Here is a 17,499-nt window from a genome sequence, read left to right as displayed (position 1 = left end):
TTCTACCTTGCCGATTCTACCAAAAAAGGACATGGCGGTGAGTCTCAACCAAGCACAAAGATACGAAATACGAGCGCTCAATGCGGCAAAGATCCCCCCGAAAAACATAGCCTTGCAGCTGAAGGTCCACAAATCCACAATCTACAGGGAACTAAACAGGGGCGGCGGCCGCCAGCATTACGACCCGGTCAAGTCGCAGGAACGGGCAGACCTCCTTGCCGCGACAAGTCACCTGCATTACGACTACGACGAGGACGACTGGAAAATCGTGGACGGGAAAATCAAGGAAGACTACTCTCCCGAACAGGTGAACGGACGCGCGAAACTCGATGGGATGGGTGTCCCTAGCGTCGCCACGATATACAGGCATGTGAACAAGGACGAGGACCTGAAGAAGCACTTGCGGCACGGCAAGAAACCATACCGTAAGCGCGGGGAGAAGAAGGACAAGAGAGGCCAGATTGTAGGCCGCGTGCCCATCGAGGAACGTCCGGCAATCGTGGACGAGAAATCACGCGTAGGCGACATCGAGATAGACCTGATAAACAGCGCGGACCATGACGCGAACCTGCTCACGATCAACGACAGGATGACGAATTACAGCCTGATAAGGTATCTTCCGACGAAGAACGCGAAAGACCTGAAGAGAACGCTTGTGAGGGCGCTGAAGGACTTTGAGAAAACGTTCGAAGTCAAGATTCTCACAATCACTTCGGACAACGGGAAGGAGTTCGCCTGTCACGCAGAAATAGCGAAAGCTATGAAGGCGGATTACTACTTTGCGAACCCGTACCACTCCTGGGAGCGCGGTGCCAACGAGAACATGAACGGTCTAATACGCCAATATCTTCCCAAGAAGGAGTCGTTCAAGGGAATCTCTCCCCGGAAAGTTCGCTGGATACAGGATAAACTGAACAACAGGCCTCGAAAAAGGCTTGACTTTATGACCCCTTTAGAGTATATTTATACGCAAGTTATAACTACAAACCTAAGTCGCGTTAGCGACGAAAATCCGCCCTTTGATAAATATGTTACGTTTGGGTAGTTGCTGCTAAGATTGCTCTTGAATGAGTTGACTAGGGCGTTGGCTGTTTTTAGGGCGAGAGGCAGCTCTTTTTGCCAATTATTCTCGGATTGCTTGATAGCGAATGTTACCAGAGAAAATTTAGGGGGAACGATGGCGTCCTTGGTGTGCGCTAGACAAAACGTAATCAGAACTAATAATACAAAATGTTTCATATTTGTTTCTCTTATTTTTCTACGAGGACTTCGTTTATTGGAAGGAGTGATGCGTCTATAGGGATGTCAAATACCATAGGGAGAATTTTGTCGCTATCTTTTGGGGAATACTGCCCTATGAAAGTAATGCTTGGTACGAGCATCGCTTTTCCGTTTTCAGTTTCTATTCGGCTCCATGTTTGCGAAGAATTTTCAAAGTGACCGCGTAATCCGTTTTTTTTGAAGTCTTGGGAAACCGTTTCAACGAGATTGTCAAATTCTTGCCGATGAAGCTTGTTTCGTTTGCTCAATTCAAGAGAACTTTTTACGGGAACCTTGCTGTATTTTTCCCATTGAATGTCCATATAGGATAAGCCGGTAGAATCGTAGTTCATCAACACGTAGGAGCCTCCTCTTACGGAAATGCCGTCCAGTTTTCGATGCATCATTATTATGCTTCCAATAATTTTAGCTTGATTGGTATCACGTTGTTCATATTCAATGTTCACAGATGTTATTTCGCATGAGTCGGCTATTTCTTTGGGTAAAAAGTTCTTTATATCTTCCATGGCGCGAAGGCGCATTTCCGTATTTGATGTAAGAGAAGGTTTCTTTTTGCTTTTCGTATTTAATGTAAAACGATGAAAATTTTCTAGTTTTGTCACTTGGAAATATTTTCCTGATGTAAAATTTTTTTCCCCCCGAAATGATATAGGCGTAGTAGTTTTTCGTGGCTTGGGAATTTTTCATAATTGCCGAAGCGTTTTCCCGCTCTTGTATTTGGTTGTGTATTTTATCGCTTACCGTTAATTGGCCGTAACTTGCAGAAAGAAAAATTACTAAAGTTCAAAGATATTGTAGCCTAATCATTTAAAAGCTCCGTTTTTTAATAGATAAAATAATTATTTATTTTTAGGATGTGTTGAAAATTAGTTATTACATTTTGTTCTCCCGATAAATGATTAAAATCCTGCAATTTCAGCATCTAAAAATGTTTGGCTGGTTTGGGGCGTTTGTTATGATTGCCGGAAAATTTTCCTTCCCCGATTATTCGCTTGATGGCTAACGGTATTTCTTTCGTTACGTCCTGCCTTTTTACGTCGCCAATTGCGTTAGCGGGAGCAGCCCGCAGGGTTCGAAAACGCTTTCGGGAAGCGTTTTTGAACGAAGGCTTTGCCGATGAACGCCGTGAATACAAGGCAAAGCCATAGCGCAATCCCGCGACCGCCGCAGGCGGGAACGCCCGGATGATTTTACTGCTTGCAGGTGAACGATTGTGTCGCTTCGGACAGGTTTCCGTTTTCGTCCTTGGCAAAAATTTTATAGACGTGGGTTCCGGGAAGCATCGGGAATCCGGCGTTGGAAACGTCTTGCTTAAAAGTCGCTTTGGCCGTCGGGATGCCATCGACAAATTCTTCGACAAGAACCTCTTTTCCATTTGTTCCGGAAAGACTGAATTGGAAGGAGCATTCGGCGTCCGAACCGAGAATGCGGATTTTCGGCGGGAAGGTGACGGCGACGGAGTCGGTCAGGGTTCCCTTGGCACTTTCCAGTTTGACAAAGGCGAATTTTTCGTTCCCGCTCACTTTCGGGTCGGTCGCGGAGAATGTGTAATGGAATGTGCCGTTGGCGGAGCGGGTGTTCAAATTTTCGGATTTGGCGTTGCCGAGCTGAACGGTCACTTTGGCCTTGGCGTCTTCGGTAAAGAATTGCCCTTGCAGATGCAGTCCGCTGGAAGTCATGGAAACGGGATTGTCCTTTTGAATGCGGATAAAGGCGTTGCCATCGTCTTTTGAAGGCTTGACGTATTCCAGGAAGGCTTCTTTGCAGAGGATTTCCGCTTCGCCGGCTTTGCACTTGGCGCGAATGCGCTTCGTTCCGTAGGCTTCCTTTTCCCATTCGACAAGGGTCTGGAAATTTCCGTTTTCCAGGGCGATGGCGATTCCGTTAATCTGAAGTTCGACTCCCGCTTTGCACTTGCCGCTGATGCGGACAGAGGTCTGGTTCGTCTTTTCGGGAAGGGAATTAAATTCGCATGGGTTCGCCTTGGCCAGGGAATCGGCGGCTCTGCTCTGTCTTGCGTCCAGGTCTTGCGCCCTTTTTTCCAGCGCTTTTACGTCGATTTTGCCGTTCTGCTTTTCCTTGGAAATTTCTTTGGCGAGGTTCTTGGAGCCGGAGCTGGGCGTCTTGAATTTTTTCATGCCTTCGGCTTTGTCCTGGACCAGCGTTTCCCCGCCGCTGACTTCGATTTTTGCGCCTTGGGCGTCGGTCACTTCCATCTTTCCGGATTCCAACGACACGATGATGCCGTCCGGGCCGTTTTCGACAAAGCCGTTCGTGCCGCGAATGGCCGCAGTCGCTGTGGCGGTTTTAAATTGGAATTCGCTTTTGCCGTCTTGCTTTTGCACATCGAAAAATACACGACCGGATTGGATGTTCACGGTCTTGCCCTGGTTCTGCACGGCGGATTCAAAAAGGATGACGGTGTTTTCTTCAATCGTGATCAGGCTGCCATCTGAAAGGGCGATTCCGGCTTCGCTTTCCACCAGGGTACGGATAATGTCGTTTTCCCGGACTTTCAAGCCGACGCGGAGCGGATTCCAATTGGACTTGGCTTTTTTCTGGACAGTCACTTCACCTAGAATATAGCGGACTTTTCCGATGGTAGGGGTGGCGGCGAATGTCGGGGCGATCAAAAAGGCTCCGGCAAGAATAGTACCTAGGCAAAGGGATTGGATTTTACGCGGAAAGTTTTTCAAAATGAACTCCTTTGGGCAGAAATCGACAATCGGAATATAGATTTTTTTTATTTTTCCCACGAAAAATAGAATAAAGAGGTGATTATGGATACAGAAAATTTGGAACCGACCGTGGAATATACCGACGAAGAAACCGGCGAGCTTGTCATCAAGGAGCTTGCCAAGGAATTTTTGAGCAAGGGCGCCTGGTCCACCATGATGTTCCTCTATCAGGAAAAAAATGCCAAAACGGGCGATTTTGGCGATCCGAAGGTTTCCATCCGCCGCTATCAAAAGCAGCAGGGCGTTTTCAAACAGAGAAGCAAATTCAACATTTCGAGCAAGGAACAGGCAAAAGCGATTATCGAGATTTTGAAAAAGTGGTATGAACTCTAATATGAAGCAAAAACCTCGATTGCCCGATTTTCAGGTTCAATTTTTTGCCGAAAAAGAAGGCGATGAATTTCCGTGGAAATCCCGTTTGGAACCGCTCGCCCGGAAAATTCTTTTAGAAGAAGGGCATCCGGAAAATGTGAATATCGTCATCGGTTCGGACGCCATGGTTCGGGAACTGAACGCCACATACCGCAAACTGGATAAAGTCACCGACGTGCTGAGCTTTGAATGGCACGAAGATTATCTTCTCGGCGAAATCTACATTGCCAGGGACCAGGTGAAACGCCAGGCTCCCAAGTTCGGCAATTCGTTTTATCAGGAACTGAAACGCATGATTGTCCACGGCCTTCTGCATCTTTCGGGCTATGACCACCACACGGCTGCGGAACGGGCCGTCATGCGCCGTCGGGAACGCGAAATTTTGGGATTCGATATTTACCGCATTCAAAAAGGGCAAAAATAGCCATGCAAAGTTTTTCGTGGGATAATTTGGTACCGTTTCTGGTTCTTGCCCTTGTCTGCCTTTTTCTGTCGGCTTTGTTCTCGCTGGTTAAAATTGCTTTTTTGGCTTTGTCGGAAACGACGGATTGCGAAGAAAACGAAAAGCTGGTTCAAAAAGTGAACGGCTATGTGAAGGCTTCCGGCTTTAATGAAACCATTTCCATCGCGCGGACGCTTCTGAACGTGAGCGCAGGCGTTTTGGGCTTTGTCTGCGCCTTCGTCTGGACGCGGGGATTTTACGGCCATCCGTTGTGGGGGCTGGGCGTTTATATTGTTCTTGCGGGCATTGTCGAATACATTGCCGTGTTGCTGGTGCCGAATATGTTTGGCGCTTTGAAGCCGGAAACCTTTTCGTATATCCTGCTCCCGATTTACAAATATCTGCGCTTGCCGTTCGTGCTGGAAGCGAAAATTTCCAGCCAGCTGTATTTAAAAGTCCACAAGATTCTGGGCTACGATTCCAAGCTCAGTTTTTTGTCGGAAGAAAAGCGGGACGCCCTGACTTCGGATGTCTCCGACGACGATGAAGACATTTTGAACGAAGATGAACGCCAGATGGTGCTGAACATCTTCGATTTTGTGGAAACGCCGGTGCGGGAAATTATGACTCCCCGCGTGGACATGGTCGCTCTGGACGTCTCTTCGACTTTGGAAGAAACCATTCAGACCTTGAACGAGGAACGCCATTCCCGGGTTCCCGTCTATCGCGAATCGGTGGACAATATCGTCGGCGTTCTTTCGGCGCGGGATTTTTTGGAATGGTACACGGAACATGGCAAAGAAAATTTCGATTTGCAGTCCTTGCTGAATCCGGTCGTGTTTGTGCCGCAGAACAAGCAGATTGACGATCTTTTGCGTGAACTTCGGCAAAACGGAAACCAGTTGGCGATAGTCGTCGATGAATACGGGGGAGTCGCGGGGCTTGTCACGGTCGAAGACATCGTGGAAGAAATCGTCGGGGAAATCAAGGACGAAGACGATTTGGAAGATGACGCGATGATCCAGAAATTGAAGGATGGCCGTTATATTTTGAATCCGCTGCTCACCCTTTCGGATTTTGAAGATGCGACGGGAATCGAATTGACGGTCCCCGAAGAAATTCATGTGGAAACCGTTTCGGGCTTGATTCTTGCCAAGCTGGGCGCGATTCCTTCGGCGGGAGCGGAAACGATTTTGGACGGCAACAAGTTCCGTGTGCTCAAGATGGATGGAACGCGCATGACGAAAGTGATGCTCTGGCCGGCAAAATGATGGCCTACTAGGGGAAGCGGCTTCTAGCCGCTTTGCTTTTCTAAAGAGGTGAGGAAAGGTTGTTTTCGTCTGGCGGAAAATTTTCCACATAGAACTATTTTGGCCTCCTCTAAAAATCCATATTCAAAAATCGGTGGCAATTAGAATTGCTAATGGTTTGTTTTCTCATCGCGAATTCCCTTTTTCCGATTCCCCGATACCTTGATGGTGAAGCAAACTTCGGGCGCTTCCGTCTCCCCGAACGAAGCTGCTTCGTCATTGCGGAGCGTCAACTTTCACGTCATTGCGGAGCATCAACTTTCACGTCATTGCGAACGTAGTGAAGCAATCTCTAGCGCATACAAAGATTGCTTCGCCCCCTTCCTGCCTGTCGGCGGACAGGAAGGGGCTCGCAATGACGAAAGAGGCTATTTCGCAATTTGCTATGACGAAAATGCTTTACTCGTCGGAAGGATAGAGCCACGTCGCTTTCTGCCTGTTCTGTCCGTTCGACAGGCGGGCGGCAGCCTGACGGCTGTCAGGGCAGATAGGCCTCTCCTAGCATTAACGAGTTATCAATAAAGTACGACCGTTCCGGCTTTGAATTGCCAGGTGCCTTCGTTTTTCAGCAAACCGCCCGGAGCGCATTCCGCGTAAAATCCTAGCGGCATTTTGAGCTTGGCAAAGGCTTGCACGCCGATAGTCGTCACCATTTTGCGGTAGGCATAGGCGGGCATATTCTCTTCGGGCGTATCCAGAATATCCAGATCAATACCGTAATTTTCAAAGACATCTCCGCCGGAATTGAATGCTGTGCGTTCCCAAGTCATGTAAGCACCCATGGCGAAATTTTTTGTAACGTCCAGCAAGAAGCCTCCACCCAGAGAATAGAGGATGAATCCGTCGAAGCGTCCCCAGGAATCGTCCGCTTTCGGTTCGTAATCGTCGTCCTGCAAGTTGGGATAAAATCCGTCCACAAAGGAAACTCCCGCGCCGCCGTAAAAAGAGCCCACCCACTGTACAAAGCTCGGGCGAATTCCCACGTCCAGCGGGATGGTGACGGGAACGGACAAAAAGAATCCTCCGCGATTTCCCCCAAGCGAATAGTCCAAGGAAAATAATTCCGCTCGGAAATGGGCCGCTCCACCCAAGAGTCCCGTTTCATGCTGCGGAGCGCTAATCCGGTAATCGTCGTTTCCGCCAAAAGCAAATCCCGCTTCTGCGAAACGGTACTTTTTTTCGTCCGTCGAATATTTCAACACGCCCGCTTCGCCCACGAAATTTCCGGAACTGGTCATCGCGCAACCGGCGAAAGCCCAAAGAGCTAAAAAAAACAAGCATTGGCGATCAGGAAAAAGAAACCGTCTTTAGCGAACATTGGCCAGCTCCAGAGATGTCGATGTGTAAGTAACGAAGAGGATTTTCATTACTATTTTCTTATGATTTCTGCAAAATAATAAATTCTTCTGCAAGCAAGCTGATATTCTCTCTCGAAACGGCGTTCCCACCGAACTCTTGCGCTCTTGACGAGAGACTTCCCGTTCACATCGTTCTTAGCTTTTTCCGTATTTTACTTGAACGAGCATTTTACCGGATGAAATGCAGGCGTCCCCAAAGTCCGGATGGAGCAAAATCAGTATATTTGAAGGCAAATCAAGCAAAAGGAGATTTGTATGGATCAGTTTGAAGCGTGGAATGGTTTTGAAGGACGCATTTGGAAAGACGAGGTGAACGTTCGCGATTTTATCCAGAAAAATTACAAGCCTTACGATGGGGATGCCGCATTCCTTGCCGCTCCGACCGAGGCGACGAACAAGCTCTGGGGTGAACTTCAAAAACTGCAAAAAGAGGAACGCGCTAAAGGCGGCGTGTTGGATATGGATACGGAAATCGTTTCGTCCATCACTTCCCATGCGCCGGGCTACATCAACGATTCCCTGAAGGATTTGGAAAAAATTGTCGGACTCCAGACGGACAAGCCCCTCAAACGTGCGTTCATGCCTTTTGGCGGCAGCCGCATGGCGGAAGAAGCTTGCACGACATACGGTTACACGCCCTCGCCGAAACTCCACGAAATTTTTACGAAATACCACAAGACGCACAATGACGGGGTCTTTGACGCTTACACTCCCGAAATGAAGCTGGCCCGGCACAACCACATTGTGACGGGTCTCCCGGACACTTATGGTCGGGGTCGTATTGTCGGCGATTATCGCCGGGTGGCTCTGTATGGCATCGATTTTCTGATTGCCCAAAAGCAAAAGGACAAGGCGAATTGCGGCGACGGCACGATGACGGACGACGTTATCCGCTTGCGGGAAGAAATTTCCATGCAGATTAAAGCCCTCAAGGAATTGAAGGTGATGGCGGCGTCTTACGGCTTTGACATTTCCCTCCCGGCAAAGACCGCGAAAGAAGCAGTGCAGTGGCTCTACTTCGGCTACCTCGGGGCGATTAAAACGCAGAACGGGGCGGCGATGAGCGTCGGACGCATTTCGACTTTCCTCGACATCTATTTTGAACGCGATCTGAAAAAAGGCCTGATTTCAGAAGACGAAGCGCAGGAAATGATAGACCATCTGGTCATGAAGTTCCGCATGGTGAAGTTTGCGCGCATCCCTTCTTACAACGCGCTTTTCTCCGGCGATCCGGTGTGGGCGACTTTGGAAGTGGGCGGCACGGGCGTCGATGGCCGCCACATGGTCACGAAGAACGATTACCGATTCCTTCATACCCTCGAAAATATGGGACCTTCGCCGGAGCCGAATCTGACGGTTCTTTACACGAGCAGGCTCCCAGAAAATTTCAAAAAATACGCCGCTAAAATTTCGGTGATGACAAGCTCCGTCCAATATGAAAACGATGATGTGATGAAGCCGGTCTGGGGCGACGACTATTCGATTTGCTGCTGCGTTTCGGCGACGCAAACCGGCAAGGAAATGCAGTTCTTTGGCGCGCGCGCCAATTTGGCGAAAGCTCTGCTTTATGCGATTAACGGAGGTGTGGACGAAAAAACGGGCGAGCAGGTGGGACCGGCTTTCAAACCGATTTCCTCCGAGTATCTCGACTATGACGAGGTGGTGAAAAAATACGACGTCATGCTGGAATGGCTCGCCGACCTTTACGTGAACACGCTGAACGTCATCCAGTATATGCACGACAAGTATTATTACGAAGCGGCGGAAATGGCTTTGATCGATACGGATGTGCGCCGGACTTTTGCGACGGGCATCGCGGGCTTTTCGCACGTGATCGATTCCTTGTCTGCCATCAAGTATGCCAAGGTGAAAACGGTCCGCAACGAAAACGGCATCGTCATCGACTATGAAACCGAAGGGGATTTCCCCAAATATGGAAACGACGACGATCGCGCCGACAGCATCGGCGTGAAATTGCTGCGCAACTTCATCGGAAAAATCAAGAAGCACCATACCTATCGGAATTCGGAACCGACCACTTCCATTTTGACCATTACATCGAATGTCGTCTATGGAAAGGCGACGGGTTCCATGCCCGATGGCCGCAAAGCGGGCGAACCGCTTTCTCCGGGAGCCAATCCGAGCTATGGCGCCGAGCAGAACGGCCTTCTCGCTTCCCTCAATTCCTTGACGAAAATCCCGTACCATTTGGCTCTGGATGGCATCAGCAACACGCAGACGATCAATCCGGGCGCCTTGGGGCATTCCGAAAGCGAGCGTGTGAATAATCTGGTGCAGGTCATGGACGGCTATTTTGAACAGGGCGCGCACCATTTGAACGTGAACGTGTTCGGGCGTGAAAAACTCATCGATGCGATGGAACATCCCGAAAAAGAAGAATACCAGAATTTCACCATTCGCGTTTCGGGCTATGCGGTCAAATTCATCGACTTGACGAAGGAACAGCAGATGGATGTGATTTCCCGTACTTGCCACGATCGGATGTAATGACCGTCGGCTTTGTTCACAAACTGGAATCCTTCGGGCTTGTGGACGGGCCCGGCGTTCGCTTTGTCGTTTTTTTGCAAGGCTGCCGAATGCGCTGCCGCTACTGCCACAATCCGGAAACCTGGAAACTTTCTGCGGGAATGCCGATGTCTTCCGAAGAGCTTTTTTCCAAGGCGATTCGCTATAAGAGCTACTGGAAAAATAACGGCGGCGTGACGGTAAGCGGCGGCGAGCCTTTGTTGCAACTGGATTTTTTGACGGAATTTTTTGAAATTTGCCGTGCGCATTCCGTGCATACGGCTTTGGACACGAGCGGAAACCCGTTTGAAAAAACGCCGGAGTATTTGGCGAAATGGGACAGGCTTTTGAATGCGACGTCGCTCGTTCTTCTCGATTTGAAAATGCTGGACGCCCGCGCGCACCAGGAACTTACCGGCAAACCGAATGAAAACATTTTGCAAATGGCGGAATACCTTTCGGAAAAAGGCGTGCCGATGTGGATTCGCCGCGTGCTGGTTCCGGGAATGACTGACGGTGAAGAGGAACTTTGGAATACCTACGAGTTCATTCGGACGCTTCGAACTGTGCAGCGGGTTGAAGTGTTGCCGTATCATGCGCTGGCGATTCCCAAGTATCAGCAGTTGGGTATCCCGTATTCGTTGATGGACGCGAAAAGCCCGACCGCAGAGCAGATTCGCCGTGCCGAAGAAATTTTGCACATAAAGGATTTTTGGACGGAATAAATGGCGAAAGAGGAGGTATCATCTTTTCACAAGGCGAACTCGGTGAGCAGTTTTTAGTTCTCAGTTCTAACTTCCAACTGGTCCCTGAGCCTGTCGAAGGGCACTAGTCGCTGATCACTAACCACTAATTAAAATTTGGAAATTATATACGATCTTCCACCACATACTCTCAATTAAAAATTTTTTCAAAGTGTGAACATTTTTTTCGCAAAGAGGAACGTTTCATTACAGATGATCAATTATGAATAAATCTGAAATGAGCGCAAATTCGGCAACAGATTGTTTCCTGAAATTTTACTTGACAAAGTAAGTTTTTTTTTACACTTGATGTAAAAATTGTAAGGATTGGACACAGATGCCCAAATTAATCAATCAAAAGCCGTCAATGGCGGAAAAGAAAAGACCCCTTGCTGAAGAAAAAAGCAAGAAAGGGACTTCCAACGGAAAACTTAGGCATGATTTGTATGCAAAATTACTTCAACGGATAGATTCAAGTATTGAGCAGGGCTTCTATCTTGAAGCGGTTACTTTAGAAGAAAGTTTTATAGCCGATAGGCTGGAATCCTACGCTTACTATAAAAAACTTTGCGGAATCAAAAAGAACTTAGGCGATTTGTTGAGGCCGTTGTCTACAGACCCTGAGTTTTCAAAAGACCTTCATTCGGAGATTGATTCCTGGCGAAAAAATCGAAACGCAGTTCTTCATGAAATGGCAAAATTCGATGTAGGCGAAGAAGCCGATTGGGATGAGAAGTATAGTAAGGCAAAAAATGTTGCCGAACATGGAAAAAAGTTGCTTCGAAAAACGGATAAAGAAATTTTGCGTTTGCGCATGAAAACATCGAGCTTAAATTCAAAGGAATCCAAATGAACAAAAGATTCTTGTTAATTGCAGTTCTAGCAATAGCCGCAGCTTTCCCCGTTACGGCATGTAGTGGCGAAAATAAATAGTCGTCCCTTAAAATCCCGCCCAGCCCGCATAACTATTGGGAAAAATTGATTTCTACCCTGTGAAAATATTGCAAGGTTTTCTAAAATATGACTGAAAACCTTGCAATTTTTCCCATGTACAGACCGCCAAAATCCTCCGCCCAGACAAGCCTTTTCTGTTCCCTTGAGGAGCAGTTGAACCACAAGCATCCCCTTTACGTTCTTGCGAACAAGATTGACTGGAACAAGTTCGAGACCGAGTTTTCGAAACTGTTTGACGACAAAATGGGTGCGCCGAACAAGCCGATCCGTCTCATGACCGGGCTCATCATCCTGAAGCACATCCGCAACGTATCGGACGAGTCCGTCGTGGAGCAGTTCCAGGAAAACGCCTATTACCAGTACTTTTGCGGAGAACGGTTCTTCTCGACGGAGCAACCCTGCGACCCGAGCGAACTTGTCCACTTCCGGCATAAGATCGGCGAGGAAGGCTTGGACATGATCCTCAAGGAAAGTATCCTCGTCAACGATGACCACGATAAACAAGGACCGACAGGATGCGGCACGGTCTTTCTTGACACGACCGTGCAGGAAAAGAACATCACGTTCCCTACAGACGCCAAACTTGCGAACAAGATAATAGAGCAGGTGCAGAAAATCGTGGAAGAACACGGCCTTCCGCAGAGACAGTCCTACAAGAGAACCTTGAAGAAGATTCATCGTGACCAGCGTTTCCGCAATCACCCGAAAAACGCCAAAAAGGCTCACAAGGCGGATCGCAGGTTGAAAACCATCGCGGGACGGCTCGTCCGCGAAATGGAACGGAATCTTTCGAAGAAAAATCTGTCGGGTACGTACAAAGGAAAAATTGAACTTTTCTACAAAGTTCTGGCACAGAAGAAATGCGACAAGGACAAAATCTATTCGCTACACGAACCCGAAGTGAAATGCATCGGCAAGGGCAAGGAACACAAGAAATACGAGTTCGGCAACAAGGTGTCAATTGCCCGGAGCTACAACGGCATCATCGTCGGCGCAGTCGCGTTCAGGGACGAGTATGACGGACATACGATAGACGATACGCTTGACCATGTTGAACAAATGCTTGGATTCAGGCCGAGCCAGGCCGCATGCGACCGAGGCTACCGCGGACAAAAGGAATCCGGAACGACAAAGATCGTGATACCCGACGTCCCGAAGAAAAACGCGACTTACTACCAGAAGAAAAAGGCACACAATCTTTTTTGCAAGAGGGCTGGCATCGAGCCTATCAACGGCCATCTGAAAAGCGATCACCGTATGGGCAGAAATTTCTACAAGGGAATCTTTGGCGATATGCTCAATGCAAAGCTTGCAGCAGCGGCGTTCAACTTCAAGAGGGCCATGAGGCGCTTTTTTGTCCTGTTGGAATGGCTATACTTTTTTTGCCTTCTGTGGAACGGAATGAACAAAAAATGCGAACGTCCTTATCTTGCGTTCGCAAAGTGACCTTTTTAAGGGACGACTAAATACGGATGCAAAAAGGAGGGCCTTTCCCTTCATGACGGTTATAATCGAAGAACCTCATGCAGAGACAATTTGACGATTTACGAGTATTTCTGTGAATATGGCGGAAAGTCTGAAAAGTGTAAAGAAGTTATTTACGCTCATGACTTGACAAAGCCCCAATATGGTAATCCGTATGGAACATTTTTGAAGACTGTGAAAAAATTTGGAAAAACTGATTCTGACAAAAGTTTATATGATACCGACTGGATGATTGAAATCAATTATGCCTTGTCGGACACTCCTGATGATGCAGGATTTTTTACGTCCAAAAGGGATGGTGTGACAAGAGTGTGGAGGGATAAAGGAGGCAAATGGGATAGCAAGGGTTCTCTGTATTTGGAAGCCATATATACAAAGAAGAGTGGTTTGCCTTTGTCTGAAAAAAAGTTTGCTCGCGATGGCAAGGTAATATTAGAAGCTTATCGGGAGGACAATGGCGATCCGACAGGCGAATGGTTTGAATATTCGGAAAGTCGTGGTAAATTGCTAAAAAAAGGACGATGGGGAAAATTTACATACAGGGGTGTTGGTGTATGGACATTCTGGGATGGACGCTCAAGATGTTACAAGGAGGTCGATTGTAGCAAAGATAAGGATAAATGTTATTGGGGATTATGGGCTACTTACCATCAATACGACTATTCCAGCTTAGGACGTTACAAATGCAAAACGGAAGATGATGATATAGAACAAAATGAAGATTCGGTAGATGTAGAAGATTCGCAAGAAGACGAATAAATATATCATGACAACGGAGCTGGCGAGGATGAATCTGATGAACTTCTTTCTCCACAAATGCTTGAAAAATTGTAGCGCTTAACCGCAACTTGGAAAAAATTGAGGAAGCTAATAAGGTGTATATTTCCAACCAAGGAGCCACCTTATGGCAGAAGAAAATAAACCTGAAAAACAGAAACGTCGCCGCCTGAGTGCGGAGGACAAAGTCAAAATCCTGAGCGAAATTCTCCTCAAGGGCAGGGGCTTATCTGAACTTGCGGACGAGTACAAGATACATCCGAACAAAATTCTCGAATGGAGGAAGGTACTTTTCGAATCCGCTACGGGGATTTTCGAGCAGAAACGCCCCGACATAACCGAAAAGGCGCAACAGCGTAAAATAGACGCTCTCGAGAAAACCCTGGCCGACAAGGATGCCGTCATCGCCGACATCGCTCAGGAGAACCTGGCCCTCAAAAAAAAATTAACTGGCCGTCCCTAGGAAAGAAGAAAATGAGCCTCTCCGAACGGACCGCCATCATTGCGGAAATCGACGCCATTTACGCAAGGACGGGAATCGCCCCGTCCAGGCTGGTATCCTTTTTGGGAATCCCGCAAAGTACATGGAACAACTGGGTTTCGCGGAGGAAGGCGGAAACGCGGCATAACCACGATACGCCGAAGTCCAACTGGATGACCCCGGAAGAGACTCGCGCCATCGTCGACTTCTGCAAACAGTACAAGGACCATCTGCATGGATACCGCTACCTGGCCTGGCTTATGGTAGACAGGGATATCGCATACGCCCGTCCATCGACGGTTTACAACATACTGAAGAGGAACAACCTTTTCGGCAAATGGGCTTTTCCTGCGGAAGCGCGGAAAAAGGGGTTCGACCAGCCGACACGTCCGAATGAACAGTGGCATACGGATTATTCCTACGTCAGAGTTTGCGGAGTGTTCTTCTACTTCGCCTGCGTCCTGGACGGGTTCAGCCGCAAGGTTCTCGTCTGGGACCTTTTCTCCACGATGGAAGGCTTGAACGTTGAAATTCTCGTGACCAGGGCGAAGGAACTCCATCCCGATGCGCATGCCCGCATAATCCACGATAACGGGAAGCAGTTCGCCTCGAAGGATTTCCTCGATCTGGTTTCGAAACTTGAACTCAGGGAGACCTCTACATCTCCCTTCCATCCGCAAAGCAACGGGAAAGTGGAACGTTTTCACAAGACCCTCAAGGCGGAGGAAGTCCGTCGTGACGCTTACCAGGACTATTCCGATGCAAAGAGGAAAATGTCGGACTGGATCAATTACTACAACTCGGAACGGCTACATTCCGCAATCGGATTCCTGACTCCTGACGAGGTTTTCGCAGGAAAGATGGAGGAACGACTTGCAGAACGAAGAACAAAATTGTATAATGCGACAAGAGAACGTGAGGACTATTGGGCTAACCAACCGACCTGACGGAATCCCTTATTAGCTTTGTTAAAATTTTCCAAGTTCAACTTGGGCGGGACAAAATTGAGTACGGTTGAACTGTCATACGAAGATTTGAAGAGTTATTCTAAAGATGAAAAGCGTATTCTCAGAAATGCAATTTTTGCAAAGCATGGCTATATCTTTAAGAGCGAAGATCTGAAGAATTATTTTGGTCAGTTTGCTTGGTATGCTCCAAAATATTCTGACATAAATGATCAATTGAATCCTATTGAAAAGAGAAATGTCGGTGTTCTAAAGATTTTGGAAGAATAATAAGTTCTTTGTTCGTTTAAATTAATACAATCAATCCCAAAGGAGCGGTTATGAAATTTCTAGTCATTCTTGTAACGATTGCAACTCTAAGCATTTCGTGCTATAGTAGAGAAGCAATGTGTCTCAGTAACAAGGTTGAAACTAAACATGGCTTTGGTTATTTTTATCCTTATAGAATATATGATTGTGATGACAACTATGGTAAAGAATATATACTGGAATGCGGATTAGGTGGAATACTTGCAAAAGTTGGTGGTTACGTTCCTAATGCGTCAAAAAAAATTTGTGACCAGTATGCAACTGCACAAATATCAAAAAAAGAGTTGTTAAAATTGAATGCAATGGAAAGATCAGAATTTGATTCCCGTGTTGATAAAAAATTTTATAAAAAATTGAAGAGGGAAAATATAAATCCGCAAATGGGGGAGATGGTAGACTCCCGCGATGGTAAAAAGTACAAGACTGTGAAAATCGGCAATCAGGTATGGATGGCTGAAAATTTAAACTTTAAATACAAGGTTAAAGGGAAACCATACGGAAATTACTGCAATGAGGACAAGTGCAAAGTTTTGGGACGCTATTACACATGGGCAGCGGCAATGGATAGTGCCGGCCTGTATTCTTCACAAGGCGAGGACTGCGGAGATGGACATAGTAGAGATTGCAAGGCGACAAACCCTATCCGTGGAATTTGCCCAGAGAACTGGCACTTGCCCTCCGGATATGAATTTAAGAAATTATTTGCATATTTAGAAAAATCGAAAAACATAGAAGAACTCGCTTTTCATCTAGATGATGACGCTGCTTTCGCCTTTCAGGCGACTGGAGATGAGTGGGAAAATGCTACCAACACTACCGGTTTTTCCGCTATTCCTGCGGGTTACCGTGGTGACCTTGGTGGCTTCCATAATGTGAGCTCTGAAGCCAATTTTTGGAGTACTGCACTATCTCGTGATAATGATAAGGCCTACTATTTTGGAGTTCATGCGTCTTTTGCGGGTGATTACGACACCTATATGGACAACGGACTCAGTGTTCGTTGTGTCAAGGATGATGAGCCGACACCACGGGATACAATGGAGGTGCTCTTTTATAAAATAAAGGCGATGGCTCATGCTAAAAAGGACTGGAATTCAAACTGGTATGCGGATTATGACCTTATAAAGAATGCAGGGGTTACCCAAAATATTGATAAAGTGAGTGAAGCGCTCAAATCCTTAGAAAAGCAAGATAAGAGAGAGCACTCCATAGCATTTGCCCTTGCTGGTCAATCATCGGGGCTTGTTCCCACAGCTAAACCAAACACAGCTAAACCAAAGTACAACACTGTCATAAAACTGACTGAAGGTGATATTGAAGTTAGCGGCGCACTCTCTACTACGGATGTATTCAAAATAGCGCGTCAGAGAAGTCCTGGATTACGTCATATCTACAATAAATCCATAAAAAGACACCCAGGCTTAGAAGGAACCGTTACCTTGAAGTTTACTATCATAGAAGATGGATCAATATCTGATATATCTATAAAGTCTTCAACGACAGGGAAAAAAGATTTTAATAAAGAAGTAAAGAAAGTTGTAAGCCGTTGGACGTTTAAGAAGGTTGATTCGGGTAGCACGACTGTGACAATACCGTTTACTTTCTCTGAGAATTCCTCGGTTGAATGAATGCAAAAGGACGCTTATAAAAGCGTCCTTTTATAACGCGAATTTTCACCGTCAATGCGACTGATATAGGTTGAATCGGGAAGAAAAAAAGTTCCCTAGGGCTAGCCCCTGGGGAACCTGGCCGAAACTT

General features: G+C 47.1%; 18 protein-coding genes. 15 read left to right on the top strand and 3 right to left on the bottom strand.

Annotated elements, in window-relative coordinates; all coding sequences use genetic code 11:
* The first annotated feature begins 31 nt into the window (after nt 1-31).
* Entirely contained in the window at nt 32-1,045 is a 1,014-nt protein-coding gene (locus tag BGX14_RS03485; RefSeq protein WP_095879066.1) for an IS30 family transposase, read from the top strand.
* A 205-nt stretch (nt 1,046-1,250) separates the two neighbouring features.
* Here BGX14_RS03485 and BGX14_RS03480 read toward each other — a convergent pair whose 3' ends face one another.
* Nucleotides 1,251-1,883: a hypothetical protein gene (locus BGX14_RS03480; RefSeq protein WP_095879065.1), complete on the bottom strand. Its 633-nt coding sequence runs from the start codon at nt 1,881-1,883 to the stop codon at nt 1,251-1,253.
* Nucleotides 1,884-2,276: 393 nt separating this feature from the next.
* Between BGX14_RS03480 and BGX14_RS15470 the strand changes: the two genes are divergently transcribed.
* Entirely contained in the window at nt 2,277-2,429 is a 153-nt protein-coding gene (locus BGX14_RS15470) for a hypothetical protein (RefSeq protein WP_158223218.1), read from the top strand.
* A gap of 42 nt (nt 2,430-2,471) precedes the next feature.
* Here BGX14_RS15470 and BGX14_RS03475 read toward each other — a convergent pair whose 3' ends face one another.
* Entirely contained in the window at nt 2,472-3,977 is a 1,506-nt protein-coding gene (locus BGX14_RS03475; RefSeq protein ID WP_158223217.1) for a FecR domain-containing protein, read from the bottom strand.
* A gap of 84 nt (nt 3,978-4,061) precedes the next feature.
* On the opposite strand from BGX14_RS03475, the gene BGX14_RS03470 reads away from it, so the two are divergent.
* The 4 genes from BGX14_RS03470 to BGX14_RS03455 all read left to right on the top strand — a co-directional run bounded on the left by BGX14_RS03470 (nt 4,062) and on the right by BGX14_RS03455 (nt 6,665).
* Nucleotides 4,062-4,352, top strand: coding sequence for a hypothetical protein (locus tag BGX14_RS03470; RefSeq protein WP_073303683.1), 291 nt, complete (start codon nt 4,062-4,064; stop codon nt 4,350-4,352).
* Nucleotides 4,342-4,815, top strand: coding sequence for an rRNA maturation RNase YbeY (ybeY, locus tag BGX14_RS03465; RefSeq protein ID WP_083545742.1), 474 nt, complete (start codon nt 4,342-4,344; stop codon nt 4,813-4,815). Before BGX14_RS03470 ends, ybeY begins: the two co-directional genes overlap by 11 nt.
* Nucleotides 4,816-4,817: 2 nt before the next feature.
* Nucleotides 4,818-6,104 carry a hemolysin family protein gene (locus BGX14_RS03460; RefSeq protein WP_073303681.1) on the top strand — a complete coding sequence of 429 codons (1,287 nt, stop codon included), beginning with the start codon at nt 4,818-4,820 and terminating at the stop codon, nt 6,102-6,104.
* Between the two features lie 201 nt (nt 6,105-6,305).
* Nucleotides 6,306-6,665, top strand: a complete 360-nt coding sequence (locus BGX14_RS03455) for a hypothetical protein (RefSeq protein ID WP_143394111.1) — start codon at nt 6,306-6,308, stop codon at nt 6,663-6,665.
* Here the strand turns inward: BGX14_RS03455 and BGX14_RS03450 are convergent.
* Entirely contained in the window at nt 6,659-7,420 is a 762-nt protein-coding gene (locus BGX14_RS03450) for a hypothetical protein (RefSeq protein ID WP_095879063.1), read from the bottom strand. The two genes, BGX14_RS03455 and BGX14_RS03450, sit on opposite strands and share 7 nt — an antisense overlap.
* A 336-nt stretch (nt 7,421-7,756) precedes the next feature.
* Between BGX14_RS03450 and pflB the strand changes: the two genes are divergently transcribed.
* From pflB to BGX14_RS03405, 9 genes are all read left to right on the top strand, one after another.
* On the top strand, nt 7,757-10,009 hold the full coding sequence (gene pflB, locus BGX14_RS03445) for a formate C-acetyltransferase (protein ID WP_095879062.1): 2,253 nt from the start codon (nt 7,757-7,759) through the stop codon (nt 10,007-10,009).
* A complete protein-coding gene (gene pflA, locus BGX14_RS03440) occupies nt 10,009-10,752 on the top strand; it encodes a pyruvate formate-lyase-activating protein (RefSeq protein ID WP_095879061.1) in 744 nt (247 codons plus the stop codon). The genes pflB and pflA overlap by 1 nt, the downstream gene beginning before the upstream one ends.
* A gap of 355 nt (nt 10,753-11,107) precedes the next feature.
* Nucleotides 11,108-11,623, top strand: a complete 516-nt coding sequence (locus BGX14_RS03435) for a hypothetical protein (RefSeq protein ID WP_073303672.1) — start codon at nt 11,108-11,110, stop codon at nt 11,621-11,623.
* A 194-nt stretch (nt 11,624-11,817) separates the two neighbouring features.
* Complete coding sequence (locus BGX14_RS03430; RefSeq protein WP_198951137.1) at nt 11,818-13,170, top strand: IS5 family transposase; 1,353 nt, start codon at nt 11,818-11,820, stop codon at nt 13,168-13,170.
* A gap of 90 nt (nt 13,171-13,260) precedes the next feature.
* Entirely contained in the window at nt 13,261-13,968 is a 708-nt protein-coding gene (locus BGX14_RS03425; protein WP_143394110.1) for a hypothetical protein, read from the top strand.
* Between the two features lie 145 nt (nt 13,969-14,113).
* Entirely contained in the window at nt 14,114-14,449 is a 336-nt protein-coding gene (locus BGX14_RS03420; RefSeq protein WP_095878959.1) for a transposase, read from the top strand.
* An 11-nt stretch (nt 14,450-14,460) separates the two neighbouring features.
* Nucleotides 14,461-15,414, top strand: coding sequence for a DDE-type integrase/transposase/recombinase (locus BGX14_RS03415; protein WP_095878958.1), 954 nt, complete (start codon nt 14,461-14,463; stop codon nt 15,412-15,414).
* Between the two features lie 57 nt (nt 15,415-15,471).
* Complete coding sequence (locus BGX14_RS03410; RefSeq protein WP_158223216.1) at nt 15,472-15,702, top strand: YARHG domain-containing protein; 231 nt, start codon at nt 15,472-15,474, stop codon at nt 15,700-15,702.
* Between the two features lie 50 nt (nt 15,703-15,752).
* The gene (locus tag BGX14_RS03405; RefSeq protein WP_095879058.1) at nt 15,753-17,369 is read left to right on the top strand and encodes a TonB family protein; all 1,617 of its coding nucleotides are present in this window, start codon (nt 15,753-15,755) and stop codon (nt 17,367-17,369) included.
* The last annotated feature ends 130 nt before the right edge of the window (nt 17,370-17,499 follow it).

The organism is Fibrobacter sp. UWS1 (assembly GCF_002300445.1).
GTDB classification, from domain to species: Bacteria; Fibrobacterota; Fibrobacteria; order Fibrobacterales; family Fibrobacteraceae; genus Hallerella; species Hallerella intestinalis.
The sequence above is the reverse complement of the archived record's forward strand: the minus strand, read 5'-3'. Positions and strand labels throughout refer to the sequence as shown.

Excerpts from the sequence above, each read along its gene's own strand:
- BGX14_RS03435 (WP_073303672.1), top strand. The coding sequence starts at position 11,108 with ATGCCCAAATTAATCAATCAAAAGCCGTCAATGGCGGAAAAGAAAAGA.
- BGX14_RS03470 (WP_073303683.1), top strand. The coding sequence starts at position 4,062 with ATGGATACAGAAAATTTGGAACCGACCGTGGAATATACCGACGAAGAA.
- BGX14_RS15470 (WP_158223218.1), top strand. The coding sequence starts at position 2,277 with ATGGCTAACGGTATTTCTTTCGTTACGTCCTGCCTTTTTACGTCGCCA.
- BGX14_RS03415 (WP_095878958.1), top strand. The coding sequence starts at position 14,461 with ATGAGCCTCTCCGAACGGACCGCCATCATTGCGGAAATCGACGCCATT.
- BGX14_RS03430 (WP_198951137.1), top strand. The coding sequence starts at position 11,818 with ATGTACAGACCGCCAAAATCCTCCGCCCAGACAAGCCTTTTCTGTTCC.
- BGX14_RS03405 (WP_095879058.1), top strand. The coding sequence starts at position 15,753 with ATGAAATTTCTAGTCATTCTTGTAACGATTGCAACTCTAAGCATTTCG.
- BGX14_RS03485 (WP_095879066.1), top strand. The coding sequence starts at position 32 with ATGGCGGTGAGTCTCAACCAAGCACAAAGATACGAAATACGAGCGCTC.
- pflA (WP_095879061.1), top strand. The coding sequence starts at position 10,009 with ATGACCGTCGGCTTTGTTCACAAACTGGAATCCTTCGGGCTTGTGGAC.
- ybeY (WP_083545742.1), top strand. The coding sequence starts at position 4,342 with ATGAACTCTAATATGAAGCAAAAACCTCGATTGCCCGATTTTCAGGTT.
- pflB (WP_095879062.1), top strand. The coding sequence starts at position 7,757 with ATGGATCAGTTTGAAGCGTGGAATGGTTTTGAAGGACGCATTTGGAAA.
- BGX14_RS03460 (WP_073303681.1), top strand. The coding sequence starts at position 4,818 with ATGCAAAGTTTTTCGTGGGATAATTTGGTACCGTTTCTGGTTCTTGCC.
- BGX14_RS03420 (WP_095878959.1), top strand. The coding sequence starts at position 14,114 with ATGGCAGAAGAAAATAAACCTGAAAAACAGAAACGTCGCCGCCTGAGT.